Origin of the sequence: Pseudomonas sp. B6001 (genome assembly GCF_013386015.1) — a bacterium.
Lineage (GTDB): Bacteria > Pseudomonadota > Gammaproteobacteria > Pseudomonadales > Pseudomonadaceae > Aquipseudomonas.
In genome coordinates, this window is sequence record NZ_JACAOX010000045.1 from 21,829 (window position 1) to 36,711 (window position 14,883).

At 63.7% G+C, this 14,883-nt stretch carries 13 protein-coding genes; 5 read left to right on the forward strand and 8 right to left on the reverse strand.

The features are described from left to right. The first annotated feature begins 128 nt into the window (after positions 1-128). Both HX821_RS29920 and HX821_RS29925 read left to right on the forward strand, forming a co-directional pair. Complete coding sequence (locus HX821_RS29920; RefSeq protein WP_177020849.1) at positions 129-1,127, forward strand: NAD(P)H-quinone oxidoreductase; 999 nt, start codon at positions 129-131, stop codon at positions 1,125-1,127. A gap of 64 nt (positions 1,128-1,191) precedes the next feature. After that, complete coding sequence (locus HX821_RS29925) at positions 1,192-1,797, forward strand: glutathione S-transferase (protein ID WP_177037233.1); 606 nt, start codon at positions 1,192-1,194, stop codon at positions 1,795-1,797. A 7-nt stretch (positions 1,798-1,804) separates the two neighbouring features. Here the strand turns inward: HX821_RS29925 and HX821_RS29930 are convergent, their stop codons facing one another. Both HX821_RS29930 and HX821_RS29935 read right to left on the reverse strand, forming a co-directional pair. Then, complete coding sequence (locus HX821_RS29930; protein ID WP_102368728.1) at positions 1,805-2,929, reverse strand: alkene reductase; 1,125 nt, start codon at positions 2,927-2,929, stop codon at positions 1,805-1,807. A 98-nt stretch (positions 2,930-3,027) separates the two neighbouring features. Further along, positions 3,028-3,705: a type 1 glutamine amidotransferase domain-containing protein gene (locus HX821_RS29935; protein ID WP_102606095.1), complete on the reverse strand. Its 678-nt coding sequence runs from the start codon at positions 3,703-3,705 to the stop codon at positions 3,028-3,030. A 167-nt stretch (positions 3,706-3,872) separates the two neighbouring features. Between HX821_RS29935 and HX821_RS29940 the strand changes: the two genes are divergently transcribed. Continuing rightward, positions 3,873-4,829: a GlxA family transcriptional regulator gene (locus tag HX821_RS29940; protein ID WP_003220105.1), complete on the forward strand. Its 957-nt coding sequence runs from the start codon at positions 3,873-3,875 to the stop codon at positions 4,827-4,829. Between the two features lie 4 nt (positions 4,830-4,833). Here HX821_RS29940 and HX821_RS29945 read toward each other — a convergent pair whose 3' ends face one another. Next, positions 4,834-5,340 carry a GNAT family N-acetyltransferase gene (locus HX821_RS29945; protein WP_032898758.1) on the reverse strand — a complete coding sequence of 169 codons (507 nt, stop codon included), beginning with the start codon at positions 5,338-5,340 and terminating at the stop codon, positions 4,834-4,836. Between the two features lie 189 nt (positions 5,341-5,529). Between HX821_RS29945 and HX821_RS29950 the strand changes: the two genes are divergently transcribed. Beyond that, on the forward strand, positions 5,530-6,402 hold the full coding sequence (locus tag HX821_RS29950) for an undecaprenyl-diphosphate phosphatase (RefSeq protein ID WP_003220102.1): 873 nt from the start codon (positions 5,530-5,532) through the stop codon (positions 6,400-6,402). Here the strand turns inward: HX821_RS29950 and HX821_RS29955 are convergent. Further along, the gene (locus HX821_RS29955) at positions 6,399-7,355 is read right to left on the reverse strand and encodes a Dyp-type peroxidase (protein WP_003220100.1); all 957 of its coding nucleotides are present in this window, start codon (positions 7,353-7,355) and stop codon (positions 6,399-6,401) included. The two genes, HX821_RS29950 and HX821_RS29955, sit on opposite strands and share 4 nt — an antisense overlap. A gap of 329 nt (positions 7,356-7,684) precedes the next feature. Here HX821_RS29955 and HX821_RS29960 point away from each other — a divergent pair, with 329 nt between their 5' ends. Beyond that, on the forward strand, positions 7,685-9,424 hold the full coding sequence (locus tag HX821_RS29960; protein ID WP_177037236.1) for a dipeptidase: 1,740 nt from the start codon (positions 7,685-7,687) through the stop codon (positions 9,422-9,424). 34 nt (positions 9,425-9,458) lie between these two features. On the opposite strand, the gene HX821_RS29965 is transcribed toward HX821_RS29960, so the two are convergent. The 4 genes from HX821_RS29965 to HX821_RS29980 all read right to left on the reverse strand — a co-directional run bounded on the left by HX821_RS29965 (position 9,459) and on the right by HX821_RS29980 (position 14,554). After that, the gene (locus HX821_RS29965; RefSeq protein ID WP_177037237.1) at positions 9,459-11,198 is read right to left on the reverse strand and encodes an ABC transporter ATP-binding protein; all 1,740 of its coding nucleotides are present in this window, start codon (positions 11,196-11,198) and stop codon (positions 9,459-9,461) included. Next, positions 11,192-12,985, reverse strand: coding sequence for an ABC transporter ATP-binding protein (locus HX821_RS29970; RefSeq protein ID WP_177037239.1), 1,794 nt, complete (start codon positions 12,983-12,985; stop codon positions 11,192-11,194). The genes HX821_RS29965 and HX821_RS29970 overlap by 7 nt, the downstream gene beginning before the upstream one ends. Before the next feature lie 91 nt (positions 12,986-13,076). Continuing rightward, a complete protein-coding gene (locus HX821_RS29975; RefSeq protein WP_177037241.1) occupies positions 13,077-14,036 on the reverse strand; it encodes a FecR domain-containing protein in 960 nt (319 codons plus the stop codon). 8 nt (positions 14,037-14,044) lie between these two features. After that, positions 14,045-14,554: a sigma-70 family RNA polymerase sigma factor gene (locus HX821_RS29980; protein WP_087694914.1), complete on the reverse strand. Its 510-nt coding sequence runs from the start codon at positions 14,552-14,554 to the stop codon at positions 14,045-14,047. Between the last annotated feature and the right edge of the window lie 329 nt (positions 14,555-14,883).

Genomic DNA, 14,883 nt, shown 5'->3' on the forward strand with positions numbered 1-14,883 from the left:
GCATTATTGCATCACTCATCACGGCTATGCTGGGCACCAGAGAAAATACCCAGGATCGCCAGCAGGCTGAACCGCTCGGTGACGGGCGCGGTCCCAACCCACACGTTCATTGCTACAGGTGCGCTCAAATGACTCTGCCCCACGAAATGACCCTGATCGAAATCACCAGCCCCGGCGGCCCCGAAGTCCTGCAACCACGCCAGGAGCCGGTACCTGTCGCCGGCCCCGGCGAAGTGCTGATCCGCGTGCACGCCGCCGGCGTCAATCGCCCGGACGCCCTGCAACGCGCCGGCACGTATCCGATGAAACCCGGCATGAGCCCGATTCCCGGGCTGGAAGTGGCCGGTGTGGTGGTCGCGCTGGGCGAAGGCGTCAGCGAGTACGCGCTGGGCGACAAGGTGTGCGCCCTGACCAATGGCGGCGGTTATGCGCAGTACTGCGCAGTGCCCGCCAGCCAGACCTTGCCGGTTCCCGATGGCCTGGACTGGATTCAGGCGGCAGCGATCCCGGAAACCTTCTTCACCGTATGGGCCAACCTGTTCGGCATCGGCGGTGCGCATAAAGGCCAGCGCGTGTTGATCCATGGCGGCACCAGCGGCATCGGCACCACCGCGCTGATGCTCTGCCGCGAGTTCGGTATCGAAGCGTTCGCCACCGCCGGCAGCGTGGAAAAATGCGCCGCCATCCGCGAGCTGGGAGCCGAGCCGATCAACTACCGGGAACAGAATTTCGCCGAGGTCATCGCTGACAAGACCGCGGGCAAGGGTGTCAATGTGGTCCTCGACATCATGGGTGGCTCCTATCTGAACGACAACATCAGCGCCCTGGCCATGGAAGGTCGCCTGGTGATGCTGGGCTTCCTCGGCGGCGCACGCGCCAAAGACATCGACCTGCTGGCGATCCTCGGCAAACGCGCGATCGTTACCGGCTCGTTGTTGCGCTCACGCACCCGGGAAGAAAAAGCCGCGATTGCCGCACAACTGCGCGAACACGTGTGGCCGGTGCTGTCGGCCGGGCGTTGCCTGCCGATGATCGATGAGGTGTATGCCTATACCGACGCCGCGAAGGCCCATGCGCGCATGGAAGGTGGCGACCATATCGGCAAGATTGTGTTGCGGGTGGATTGATAAACATGCGGAAAAACGGTTTATAACGTCATCAGAACAAAACACTGCGGTTAATGGAGGCTTCATGAAACTGGTCGGCATGCTGGACTCGCCCTACGTGCGCCGCGTGGCCATTTCCCTGGAACTGTACGGCGTCGCGTTCGAACACCAGGCACTGTCGGTGTTCAGCACCTTCGATGAGTTTTCCGGGATCAACCCGGTAGTCAAGGCACCGACGCTGGTGCTCGACGACGGCACGGTCCTGATGGATTCCGGCTTGATCCTCGAGTACCTGGAAGCCCTGGCGCCGGCCGGCAGCCGATTGCTGCCCCTGTCATCCCCAGCGCTTGCCCGGGATCTGCAAGTGATCGGCCTGGCGCTGGCAGCGTGCGAAAAGACCGTGCAGATCGTCTACGAACATCACCTGCGGCCCGCCGAAAAACTGCATCAGCCGTGGATCGACCGCGTGACCGGGCAACTGCTGGCGGCCTATGCGTTATTGGAGGCGCGGGTGGCCGAGCGCGACAGCGACTTGCCGCTGACCCAGGCGAGCCTGACGGTGGCGGTCGCCTGGTCCTTCACCCAGCTGAAGATAGCCGACGTCGTGAAGGCCGATGCGTTTCCCCACTTGCAACGCCACGCGGCCCTCGCCGAGCAGCACCCGGCATTCGGCAAATACCCGATCGAGTAGCCCGTGCCTACCCGGCATACACCGGATAATCGGTGAAGCCCACCTCGGTGCCGCCATACAGGCCGTCCGCGTTCAACGGGTTCAGCGGCCAACCGTTGAGCAGGCGTTGGGGCAAGTCGGGATTGGCAATGTACGGCCGGCCAAACGCGATCAGGTCTGCCAGCCCCGCCTCTACCAACCGCACGCCGCGCTCTGCGGTGTAGCGGCCGGCGTAGATGATCCGGCCGCTGAAGGTGTCACGCACCGCCTGGCGGAACGACTCGGGCAACTCGGGGGCATTGTCCCAGTCGGCCTCGGCAATCGACACGTAGGCGATGCCGGCCGCCTCAAGCACCTTGATCGCCTCGATGTAGGTGTGATGCGGGTCTTCCTCGACGAGGCCGATGTAGACCCGGTCCTGGTCAGTGCCGCTGAACAACGGCGCAAAGCGCACACCCAGGCGCTGCGGGCCGACTACTTCGGCCACCGCCTCGACGATTTCCCGCAGGAACCGCAGGCGATTGTGCAGTGAGCCACCGTATTCATCGTCGCGCTGGTTGGAATGCGCCGAGATGAACTGGTTGACCAGGTAGCCGTTGGCCGAATGAATTTCCACGCCATCGAAGCCTGCGGCCAATGCATTTTTTGCAGCCTGGGCGTAAAGCCCCACCAACTCCTTGACCTCGGCGGTAGCCAGGGCGCGCGGCTCGGGTGGCTGCACCAACTTACCGGTGCCGGGCCCGGTTGCAACGAATGCCTTGGCTTGCTGCGGCTGGATCGCCGACGGCGCGACGGGTGCTGCGCCGTCGGGCTGCAGTTCGTGATGGGACACGCGGCCCACATGCCAAAGCTGGGCGAAGATCACGCCGCCTTCGGCATGCACGGCATCGGTCACGGTACGCCAGCCGTCAATCTGCTCCGGTGTGTAGATGCCCGGGGTCCAGGCGTAACCCTGGCCGCGAGGCTCGATCTGCGTGCCCTCGCTGACCATGAAGCCGGCGGTAGCACGCTGGCGGTAATAAAGCGCCATCAAGTCCGTGGCGATATCACCGGGCTGGGCACTTCGCTGGCGGGTAAGCGGCGGCAGGACGATGCGGTTTTTCAGGGTGTGGTGCCCCAGTGTGATCGGGGTACCTAAAGCGCTGTTGCTCATGGGGGAAAGTTCCGGATTCAAATTTCAGACAAGTAGAAGCTGCCGGCTCCCGCTCAGGGGAGCCGCCAACAACGTACTTTTGGGGGGGATTCAGCGGGTTACGCGGTCAGCTTCAACAGCGCTTTGGCAACGTCACTGGAACTGGCAGGATTCTGCCCGGTGACCAGCAGGCCATCTTCAATCACAAAGGACTGCCAATCGGCACCCTTCTCATACGTGCCGCCCAGCGCCTTGAAATCATCCTCGATCAGGAACGGCACCACGTCGGTCAGGCCAACCGCCGCTTCTTCGGAGTTGGAGAAGCCGGTGACGCGTCGGCCCTTGACCAGCGGCTCGCCGTTGACCGCCTTGACGTGACGCAAGGCGCCCGGGGCGTGGCACACAAAGCCAATCGGCTTGCCCGCACGCTCGAAGGCTTCGATCAGGGCGATGGAGGTTTTCGACTCTGCCAGGTCCCACAGCGGGCCGTGGCCGCCTGGGTAGAACACGGTGTCGAAGTCGCCGGCGTTGACCGACTCCAGCTTCACGGTGGTGGCCAGGGCCTGTTGCGCCGCCGGGTCAGTGGCGAAGCGGCGGGTCTGGTCGGTTTGCGAATCCGGCAGGTCGCTGACCGGGTCCAGGGGCGGTTGCCCACCGGCCGGCGAAGCCAGGGTCACGTCGGCCCCGGCGTCCTTGAACGCGTAGTAGGGAGCAGCAAATTCTTCGAGCCAGAACCCGGTCTTGCGGCCGGTGTTGCCAAGCTGGTCGTGAGAAGTCAAAACCATCAATACTTTCATGTGCCAGTGCCTCGGGGTGATGTGGGTTGGAATGGAATCAAGCTTAGGAGCCGGGCCAAAACCGCACAATGTCATGTCCGCAAGGATTCCGGACATTGCGCCAAGGCGGTTGCCGTTTCCCTGGCACACGCCGACAATCACCGCTCCGCGCCCCCTGGAGAGATGAGATGCACAGCATTGCGCTGATGGTGTACCCGAACTTTCAATCCTTGAGCCTCAGCCTGGGCTCGGTGTTCGAGTGCGCGAATCTGCTGCGTGGCGAGCAAGCGTATGAGTTTCACCTGGTGTCGGAAAGTGGCGGCCCGATCATGACGTCCCAGGGCTTCTCGGTGAACAGTACGCCGATCCGGCCCGAGGGCTATGACACATTGATCGTCAGCGGTTACCTGGAGTTCCAACTGCCTGACGCCAGCCTGCCGAGGCTGGTCCAGGCGGCGTCCAAACAGTCGCGGCGGATTGCTTCGTTGTGCATGGGCATCTTCGTGCTGGCCGAGGCCGGATTGCTCGAAGGCAAGCGCGCCACCACCCACTGGCTGCACGCACCGGCCTTTGCCAAGCGCTACCCGCAGATTCGCCTGGAGGAAGACAAGCTGTTCGTGGTCGACGGCCAGATCTGGACCGGTGCCGGCATGAGCGCCGGGGTGGACCTGGCGCTGGCGATGGTGGAGAACGACCTGGGCAGCGACCTCGCCCGCCGCATCGCGCGCAAGCTGGTGATTGCCCAGCGCCGTGGCAGCGAACAGTCGCAGCTATCGGCGTTGCTGGAACTCGACCCCAAGTCCGACCGTGTGCAGTTGGCCCTGGCCTACGCCCGGGAGAACCTGACCCACGACCTTTCGGTCGAGGCCCTGGCGGCCGTGGCGCGGCTCAGCCCACGCCAGTTCAGCCGGGTGTTTCGCGAGGAGACCGGGCAAACCCCGGCCAAGGCCATCGAATCCCTGCGGGTGGAGGCCGCCCGGGCAATGATGGAAACCAGTCGGCATCCGGTGGAAGTGGTCGCCCGCGAGACCGGGTTCGGTGATCGCGAGCGCATGCGCCAGGCGTTCCTGCGGGCGTTCGGCCAGCCGCCACAGGCGATGCAGGCGGCATTGTTCAGTGCAGGGGCTGGCGCCGCTTTCAGTTGATGGTTCAGTGCAACGCTGCGCGCGTCACCAGGAAGCTCAGCAGGTTTGGCTCATCGTCCAGCTCGATGGCCTGCACCGGACGCGGCAGGTTATCCAACACCGTGCGCCAGAACGCCTGGCTCACTTCATCCTGATCATAGAAACGCACCAGCCAGTTCGCCTCGCCGCTGCTCAACACCTGAGTGGCGATGGCGCGGCCAATGCCCTTGCGGCGGTAGCGTTTGAGGATGAACAGGTCCGCCAGTTCCAGCGCATCGATCCCCGGCAACTCGCTGCCTTCGATCAGCAGGAAGCCGGCGATGAAGCCGTCGACCAGCAGCAGGTTGGCACTCCACTGCGGGTCTTCCCAGTAGCGGGCCAGGTGCTCCTCATGGATGTAGAAGCGACCGTCCACCTCGACATCTTCCTGTTCCCAGTCCGAGGACTCGTAGGCGTAGAACTGGTAAAGGTTGGCGATCAACGTGGCGTGTTCCGGGCCGGTCTCGATCAGTTCGACGGTGGTATCGGGGATTGCAGGCATGGGCATCTCGGCAAAAAAACAGGCCGCCATTGTCAACAAAGCCACCTGCAATGCCAATACACCGGCCAAGCTTTCTGCTTGCTGAACCGATCGCGCTTTTCTCGTGTCAACGACAAAATCGTTACAAAGTTAGACTAAACTCCGCGTCACCTCCCTCCCCTTGCTTTCAGGATAAGTACTTTGACAAACGTCTGCACCAGCGGCCTCGATGTCGGCTTTGCGTCCCTGGATTACCTGCAAATAGGCATCCTGGGCATCATTCAGGGCATCACCGAATTGTTGCCCGTGTCTTCCACCGCCCACATGCGCATCGTGCCCGCCCTGCTCGGCTGGCCGGATCCCGGCTCGGCGTTTTCCGCGGCCATGCAGTTGGCCGCCCTGGCAGCAGTGGTCAGTTACTTCTGGAAGGATGTACGCCAGGTCACGGTCGGCAGCATCACCGCGGTGCGCCAGGGTGACTACAACAACCAGTGGTTCAAGCTGGCGGTGGCCATTGTGCTGGCGACGATTCCGATCGGAATCGCCGGGATAGCCTTGTCGTCGACCCTCAACTCCTGCAACTCGCCGCTGCGCGGGCTGATGGTGATCGGGATTTCCTGCCTGGTGATGGCGGTGCTGCTGGCGGCGGCTGAACTCAGCGCGAGGCATAAGCGCACGGTGGGCGAAATGCGCCTGCGGGATGCGCTGATTGTCGGCATTGCGCAGATCGGTGCGCTGATTCCAGGGGTTTCCCGCTCGGGTTCGACCCTGACCGCCGCACTGTTCCTCAACTTCAAGCGTGAAGAAGCGGCGCGGTTTTCGTTCCTGCTGGGCTTGCCGGCGATCGCCCTCGCGGGGCTGAAAGAGCTGTGGGTATTGTTCCACGCCGACCTGCCCGCCCACGCCTGGCCGCACCTGATCTTCGGGCTGGTGGTCGCCAGTGTGTCGGCGTTCTTCGCGATCTGGGGCCTGATGAAGTTCCTGGAGCGATTCTCCACCTGGCCGTTCGTGATCTACCGCGCGGTGCTCGGGGTATTCCTGATTGTGGCGGTGAGCACCGGGTTGTTGGCCTAAGGCGCGCGGTCGGCCAGTTCTTCGAGCAAATCCGCAGACGGTATGAAGAACAGGCCCCCGGTGACCGCCGTGCTGAAGTCCAGCAGGCGGTCATAGTTGCCGACCGGTCGGCCGACAAACATGTTCTCCAGCATCAACTCCAAAGGCTCTGGCGAGCGCGCGTAGCCGATAAAGTACGTCCCGAATTCCCCCGCGCCCGGCCGGCCAAAGGGCATGTTGTCCCGCAGGATCTTCACTTCCTCGCCGTCCTTGGTGATGGTGGTCAATGCACTGTGGGAATTGCTCGGTTTGGTCGCATCGTCGAGCTCGATGTCCGACAACTTGGTGCGCCCGATCACCCGCTCCTGCGCCTCCACCGACAATTCATTCCAGGCCTGCATGTTGTGCAGGTACTTCTGCACCATTACATAGCTGCCGCCGCTGAACGCCGGATCCTCATCACCGACGATGGTGAAACCCACCGCCTTGCGCCCGACCGGGTTCTCGGTGCCGTCGACAAAACCGATGATGCTGCGCATGTCGAAATAGCGGAAACCCTGGACCTCGTCCACCACCGTCACCGCATCCCCCAGCGCCGCCATCAACTGGGTGGCCAATTCGAAACACAGGTCCATCTGCTCGGCACGAATGTGCAGCAGGATATCCCCCGGCGTGGCCGGCGCCAGGCGCCCGGCCACGCCCACTTCCTTGAACGGATGCAACGCTGCTGGCCGCGGCCCCCCGAACAGCGCATCCCACGCCTTGGAGCCAAACCCTGCGACACACGTCAGGTTGCCCGCCGGTACACGCTTGCCGACCGAGCGCACCAGGCCGGCGATATCGGCGCACCAGCTGCGCACCGCCTCAGCCGAGTCACTGCCAGGCGCCAGGGTCGCGACCATGAAAATGGCGCTGCTGGTGATCGGGCTGCAGACGGATTGGGGTTCAAGGTTTTGATCGGATGGCGATGTCATTGAGAGGTCCACGGGTGGCGGTCGAGATTCAACGAGCGCAGATTAGCAGACCACCAAACCCTGTGGGAGCTGTCGAGCTTTAGCGAGGCTGCGAAGGCGGCAGCAGTGTCAACATTGATGCTGCCTGACCCACCGCTATCGCAGCCTCGCTAAAGCTCGACAGCTCCCACACTGGATTTTCGTTTATGCGCCACTTGTACATTTCCTCCGGACAAATCCCACAACGGGGGCTCCCCTCCTACGCCCTCCCGATGGTAGTGTGTGAAATTGTTTCTGACCTTTCGATCAGACATTTCTCACTCACTCCCTGCAAAGGAATGCCCCCAGCAATGGATTTTTCCCTCAAGCAACTGGCCGTAGCCACCCTGATGGCCGCCAGCCTTTCGGTGTTCACCACCCAAGCTCAAGCCAACCTCACCCCACAACAGAACGCCGTCATCCTGAAGACCTTCAGCGATGCCTCGGTCAAGGATTTCCGGCAGTTCCTCGCCAGCCTTGCCAAGAATGACGTGGCCAAGAGCGACAACCTCGGCCCGGCCATCAGTGCCTTTCTCGACAACAAGGACCTGACCGCCGACCAGCAGAATGAAATCCATCGCCTGCTGGGCCTGTATGCGCGGGTGAAGTACGGTGCGGCCGCCACTGAAACCCTGCGTGAGCTGGTGGAGATCCCGACCTTCCAGGTCGCCGGCGTGGCCCAGCACGACAATCCCGAGTTCATCAAGATCGCCGCCAAGATCAAGAGCCTGGCCGAGTCGTTCAACCTGAACTTCCGCAACATCGACAACCGCGTCTACGAGATTTCCCTGGAAGGCAGCGGCGATGAAGTGGTCGGCATCCACGCTCACGCGGACGTGGTGCCGGTAACCCCGGAAAACTGGGTACTCAAGGACGGCACCAAGCTCGACCCATTCAAGGTCACGCTGATCGGCGACCGGATGTATGGTCGCGGCACCGAGGATGACAAGAACGGCATCGTGGTGGCGATGTACGCGATGAAGGTGATCAAGGAAGAGAAGCTGCCGCTGGCGCGCAATTTCAAGCTGCTGGTGGACACCACCGAGGAAACCTCCGGCGACGCGATCCCGTACTACTTCGAGCACAACCCAACGCCCAACTACAACCTGGCGCTGGACGGCGGCTACCCGGTGGTGATCGCCGAGAAAGGCTACGGCACGGTCATGGCCAAGTTCCCCAAGCGCAAGGCTGCAGGCAAAGGCGCAGAAATCATCTCGATGACCGGTGGCAAGGCCACCAACCAGATTCCGTCGGCGTCGGTGGTGACATTGCTCAGCGACAAGCCTGCCGAACTGGCCGCCAGCCTGCAAAAGGCCGGCAGCGAGTACGCCAAGCGCAATGGCGGCGACTTTGAAGTGGCGGCCAAGGTCGTCGGCAAGGACGTTCAGTTGACCGTCACTGGCGTGTCCGCCCACTCCTCCGAACCGGAATCCGGGGTGAACCCGGTAGCGAGGGTCCTCGACTTCCTCAACAGCCTCGACGGCAAGGTCGCGCTCAAGCACAACCAGTTCACCGACGCCGCGCACTACGCCGCCAACAACTGGGGCCTGGATTACCTGGGCGCCAAGCTGGGCGTGGGCTTCTCCGATGCGTTCATGGGCCCGCTGACCACCTCGCTGACCTATGTGGGCGAAGATGACACTACCTTCAAGCTGGCGGTCAACCTGCGGGTGCCAAAGGGCAAGTCACCGGAAGCGCTCAAGGCCGAAATCGCCGACAAGCTCAGCGCCTGGACCAAGAAAAACCATGTGGCTGTGACCTTCGATTACTCGATCGCCGAGCCGATGTACCGCAACCCTGAGGGCGAGTGGGTCAAGGCGCTGTTGGCGGTGGCCAGCGAGAACCTGGGCATGGAGCACAAGTACGGCACGTCTGCCGGCGCTACCTCGGTGCATGAGCTGCCCAACGGCGTGCAATTCGGCCTGGCACGGCCGGAGGTCAAGTACACCGGCCATACCGACAACGAGTTCAAGACCGTCGACCAGTTCCTGCTGGACCTGCAGATCGTCACCGAAATGATGGGCCGCATCGGGCAACTGCCGAAGCTCTGACCTGCCCTTCGGACCCGCCGTCCTGGCGGGTCCACTAAGCGATACGCCAGCCTTTCGACGCTCGCCGCTGCGCGAGGAACCGGGCATAGCGCCCTTGCCTTGCGGTCAATTGCTCAGGCGTGCCCTGCTCCACGATCCGGCCTTCATCGAGCACCACGATCTGGTCGGCCATCACCACCGTCGACAACTGATGCGCGATCACGATCAGCGTGCATGTGCCGCGCAAGCGTGCCAGGGTTTCGGCGATGACCGCCTGGTTCTCGGCGTCCAGTGCTGCCGTGGCTTCGTCCACCAGCAGGATCGGCGCGCCCTTGATCAACGCACGGGCGATCGCGACACGCTGACGCTCGCCACCGGACAGGCGTGCCCCGCCCTCACCCACCGTGGTCGACAGGCCCATGGGCAGGCGCTCGATAATCGCCTGCACACCGGCCTGCCGCGCGGCCTCCAACACTTGTGCGTCGCTGGCGTCGGGTTTGCCGAGGCGAATGTTGTCGGCGACGCTGCCCTGGAACAGGTACGTGTCCTGGAAGATCTGGCTGATCTGCGCGTTGAGCTGCTCGCCGGACATCTGTCGTACGTCCACGCCACCGATACACACCTGGCCCTGGCTGACCTCGAAAAACCGCGCGACCAATCGCAATAGCGTGGTCTTGCCTGAGCCGCAAGCCCCTACCAGCGCCGTCATGCTGCCGGGCTCGATACGCAGGTTCACCCCGCGCAGCACGTCCCTTGAACCGGCCGCGTGGCGAAAGCTCACATCGAACAGTTCCACCGAGGCATCCCGTGGAGATTGCGGCGCGCTCGACGCCTTCAGGGGCGACGCGGCCAATATCTCGCGCACCGCCTCAAGCTGCACCCCGGCGCCGCGCAACGTTTCGCCATAGCCGGCCACCTCCAGCAACGGGTCGATGAAGCGGCTGACCAGCAACAGCGACACCATCACCGCAATCACCGAGCCCACGTGCAAGGCATTTCCCAGGTAAGCGTCAAGCCAGAGCGCGGCGGCGATCAACAAGGCCGCGAACACCACCTGCACCAGCCACATGTTCAGCAGAATCGAGGTGGCGGACAGCAGGATCAGGCGCGCCCCGGTCACGTGCTGCTGCTCGATCGCCCGTTGCAGGAACACCGAGCTGCCGCCGCCACTGAACGCACGCAACACCGACTGCGACTGGGCGAACTCCAGCATGCGCTGGCTGGTGTCGGCCGAGCTGCGCTGGAACGCCCGGTCGGCGCGCCGCCCAAGGCGGGCGCTGAGCCAGAACGCGCCGCCGAGAATCGGCAACGCCAGCAAGGCAATCAGGCCCATTTTCCAGTGCAGCACAAACAACGCCAGTACCAGCACCAATGGCGTCACCACGCCGCTGAGCACCGGAGTAAATACATGGGCCGGCAGCTGAGCCACGGCCATCATGCCCTGGGTCACCACCTGGTTGAGCCGCGCCGTGTTATCAGGCGTGAACCAGCCGACAGGCAGTTCGGCCACATGGTCGCCGATGCGCTGGCGCCCGCCTTGCAGCACCGCCACACCCACCGCGACGCCAGCCTTTTCAACCTCGCGTCGCGTGGCCCAACACGTCGCCACCGCCGCCAGGAACACCACCAGCCACAACGCCGCTTCGGCCAGATCACCGTTGAGCATGTCGGTGAGTACCGGCACCAGGGCGGCGAGGGTCAGCCCGCACAGCGCACCGTAGAACATCACTTTCCCGACATAGCGACGGAAGACCGGCCCGTCATCGCCCAACAGTTCGATAAAGGTTTTCAGCATGTCGGCAGCGCCTGTTCGCGGGTCTGTTTGTAACCGCCCGACGCCCACAGGCGTGCATAGCGGCCCTCTTGCGCGATCAGTCGAGGATGGGTGCCCTGTTCAACAATACGGCCATTTTCCAGCACGATGATGTGGTCGGCGTGCATCACGGTATCGAGGCGATGGGCAATCACCAACAGCGTGCGTCCTTGGGCAAAGCGCGACAGCGCCTCCTGGATTGCCACCTCGTTTGCGGCATCGGCGGCGGCCGTGGGTTCATCCAGCACCAGCACCGGCGGCGCCAGCAATACTGCGCGGGCGATGCTGATACGCTGCTGCTCGCCACCGGACAACTGCGCGTCCTCGCCGATCACCGAGGCATAGCCCCGTGGCAAGCCGATGATGCACTCATGAATATTCGCGGCCCGTGCGGCCGCCTCGATTTCCTTGCGGCTGGCGCTGGGCCGGCCGAGGGCGATGTTTTCGGCAACGCTGGCGTGGACCAGGCGCACCTCTTGCAGCACAAAGCCGATCAGGTTGTAGAGCTGCGAGGTCTCGATCTGCCGCAGGTCGACGCCGCCCAGGGTGATACGCCCCTCGGTCGGGTCAAAAAACCGCAGCAGCAGGCGCGCCAGGGTCGACTTGCCCGAACCCGAGGCGCCGACGATGGCGGTTACGGTGCCAGGCTTGAGGGTGAAGCTGATGTTCGACAGTACCGGGTGCTGCGGGTCGTAGGCGTACCCGAGGTTTTCGACGCGTACTTCGGCGTCCTTGGGCAAGCGTTCGCACCCCGGCTCCACCTGCGCCAGCACCGGCGTCGCCAGCAGTGCCTGCACGCGCTGGGCCGCGCCGGTGGCGTTGTCCAGATCATGCACGATGTAACTCAGCAGCATCAGTGGCGCGCAAATGCCCGGTGCAACGATGGCGAACGGCAGCACCTCCACCGCGCTGATCCAGCCCAGGCTGACAAACACCAGGCCAAACGTCAGCACCATGGCGAGCACCGTCACCGGGGCGATCATCGCGTTGGCATTGGCCATCGTCCCCACCAGTGGACGGGTGAACTCAACGAAGGCTTCGCTGAAATCATCTACCGCCTTGCGGTAACTGGCGTGGGCCTTGCCGGTGGCACCGAAGGCCTTGACCACCGGAATGCCGTTGACGAACTCGACCACCGCGTTATTGACCCGGGTCATGCGCTCGACAAAGGACTGCATGTGGCTGCCGCTGGCTTTCATCGCCCGGGTAAAAAACAGCAAAAACCCCGGAAACGGCAACAGCGAGACCAGCGCCATGCGCCAGTCCACCATGAACAGATAAGCCGCCGACAGCAGCACGGCCCCGGCACAACGGCCCACGGTGGTGTAGAAATGCGCAGTCAGGCTGTGCAGGGTGCCGATGTCATCCTGCATTGCCTGCTTGACCTCGCCCGACGCCCGCTCGGTGAACCAGCCCAGCGGCACCTGGCTCAGGCGCTGGGCGATGGCCAGGCGCAAGTGGCGAGTGATGTGGTTGTCGGCCAGGTGCGCGACCGTCTCCGCAACTGTCATCAACAGCAGGCCCGCGAACAGGCTCGCCAGGCTGAGGCTGATGGTCAACCAGACCTCGCCCGATGCCTGGGCCATCGACGGCGCGCCGAGGGCGACCCTGGCGATATGCACAATGCCCCCCAGCGGCACCAGCGTCAGCATACTGCCCACACCGGCCAGCAGTGCCGCAGCGATCAGTCGCCCGCGCACCGGCCGCAACACTTGCGAGACCGCGCCGCGCCCACTGGGTTTGGCCGCAGCCACATCCTTGTTACTCATGAAGTCTCCCTGACTGAATGAGCCTTTGCTCGCCCTTACCTTATCTTCCGAACGAGCGGCCAAAACCCTCAATCGAAACCTCAAGGAATTTTCAGGCAGGGGCGCGGACCGTCACCCAATAGCGGGTGCGCCGCACCACCTGGATCGGCAACGCGGCGGCCAGGTTGTCCAGCGCCAGGTCGGTGTTGTCCAGGTGCAATACACCGCTGACCCGCAGCATCGCCACCTCAGGCGCACAGCGCAGTACACCGGTGCGGTAGCGTCCCAGCTCGGCGATCAGTTCGTCGAGCCGGGTACCATCGGCCACCAACAGGCCCTTGACCCAGGCGATGCTGCGGTCAGTCACTGCTGCGGTCGGCTGCACGGTGTCCCTGGAAACCGTGGCGCCTTGACCTGCCTCCACCCGCGCACCTGCGCCATGGTCGGGCTGCACCTGCACGGCGCCCTCAAGCACGGCCAACTGGCAGTTGCCGTCGTCGCATTGGCGCAGGCTGAAGCGCGTGCCCAGGGCATGAAACACGCCCTGGCGACTCTGCACCCGAAACGGCCGGGGTGACGGCGCGGTCGTGATGAAGACCTCGCCGGCCCGCAGCAGCACCAGGCGCTGGTCGTCATCGAACTGCACGTCAATTGCTGAAGCCGGGCCCAATACCAGGCGGGTACCGTCGGGCAATACCACTTCGCGAACTTCACCGGTGCGGGTGCTATGGCCGGCACTCGCCAGTTGCCAGGCGTCTGTGTGGCGCACGCCGTAGGTGAGGCCACCGGCTGCGACCAACAGGCCCAGCAGGCGCAGGGTGCTCCGGCGGTCGGGGGAGTCGGGAGCGTCGGGTTCGGCCAGGCTGTGCCTGGCCACCGGCGCGGGGATGCTGTGGAGTTTTTGCTCGAAGCCCAGCAGGCGCGTCCAGGCCAGTTCGTGGTGGGGATGTTCGGCGCGCCAGTGCAGGCAGTTGGCGTGGTCTTCGGCGCTGGCGTCATCGGCCCACAGGCGGGCCATCCAGGCGGCGGCGCGCTCGATGATATCCGGGGAGATTGGCTGCTCGGTCGACATTGCGAGGGTCAACCGTACAGGGTCTGGTAGCAGGCCAGCAGGCCGGCGGCGATATACTTTTCCACCGAGGAGACGGAGACCTGGAGCTTGGCGGCGATCTCGCGGTAGCTCAGGCCATCGAGCTTGCACAGCAACAGGGCCTGGCGCGCCTTGGGTGGCAGGCTGTGCAGGGCGGCGTCGATTTGGATCAGGGCCTCGATGGCCAGGGCGCGGGTTTCTTCATCGGGGGCGCAGGGTTCGGGCAACAGGGCCAGGGCTTGCAGGTAGGCGGATTCGATCTGGCGGCGGCGGTAGAGGTCGATGACCAGGCCGTTGGCGATCTGGGTCAGGTGTCGCCGGGATTCGCCGGTGGGCGGGAGTTGGCCCTTGCGCATGAGTTGCAGGTAGACGTCGTGGGCCAGGTCGGCGGCGTCGAATGCGTTGCCCAGCTTGCGGCGCAACAGGGTACGTAGCCAGGCGTTGTGGTCGACGTATAGATTTTCAACCTGGCGTTGAAAGGCGAACTGTCCGATGTTCACAAACCTCTCCTTTTACCCAATGGGCCCGGGGGTGCTGGGGCGATTGGGCTGGTAATGATTTGCAAGACTATCGGCTCTGGGCTGCGGGTGCAATGCGGGGGGATGGCGGGGGGGATGGCGGGGTTATGGGTACATATCCGTTGCTGCGGTCACGGCTGCTATTGGTTCCGCTCTTACAGCGGCTCACTTTTGAAAAGCGCAAAAGTAAGCAAAACGCTCTTGCCCCACCACTCGGCACCTCGCTTAGGCTCGGTGTGCCTAAGATCAAAATCAAAAGCTAAAGCGGGCACGGTTCAAATGTGGGAGCTGGCTTGTCGGGTCGCCGCATC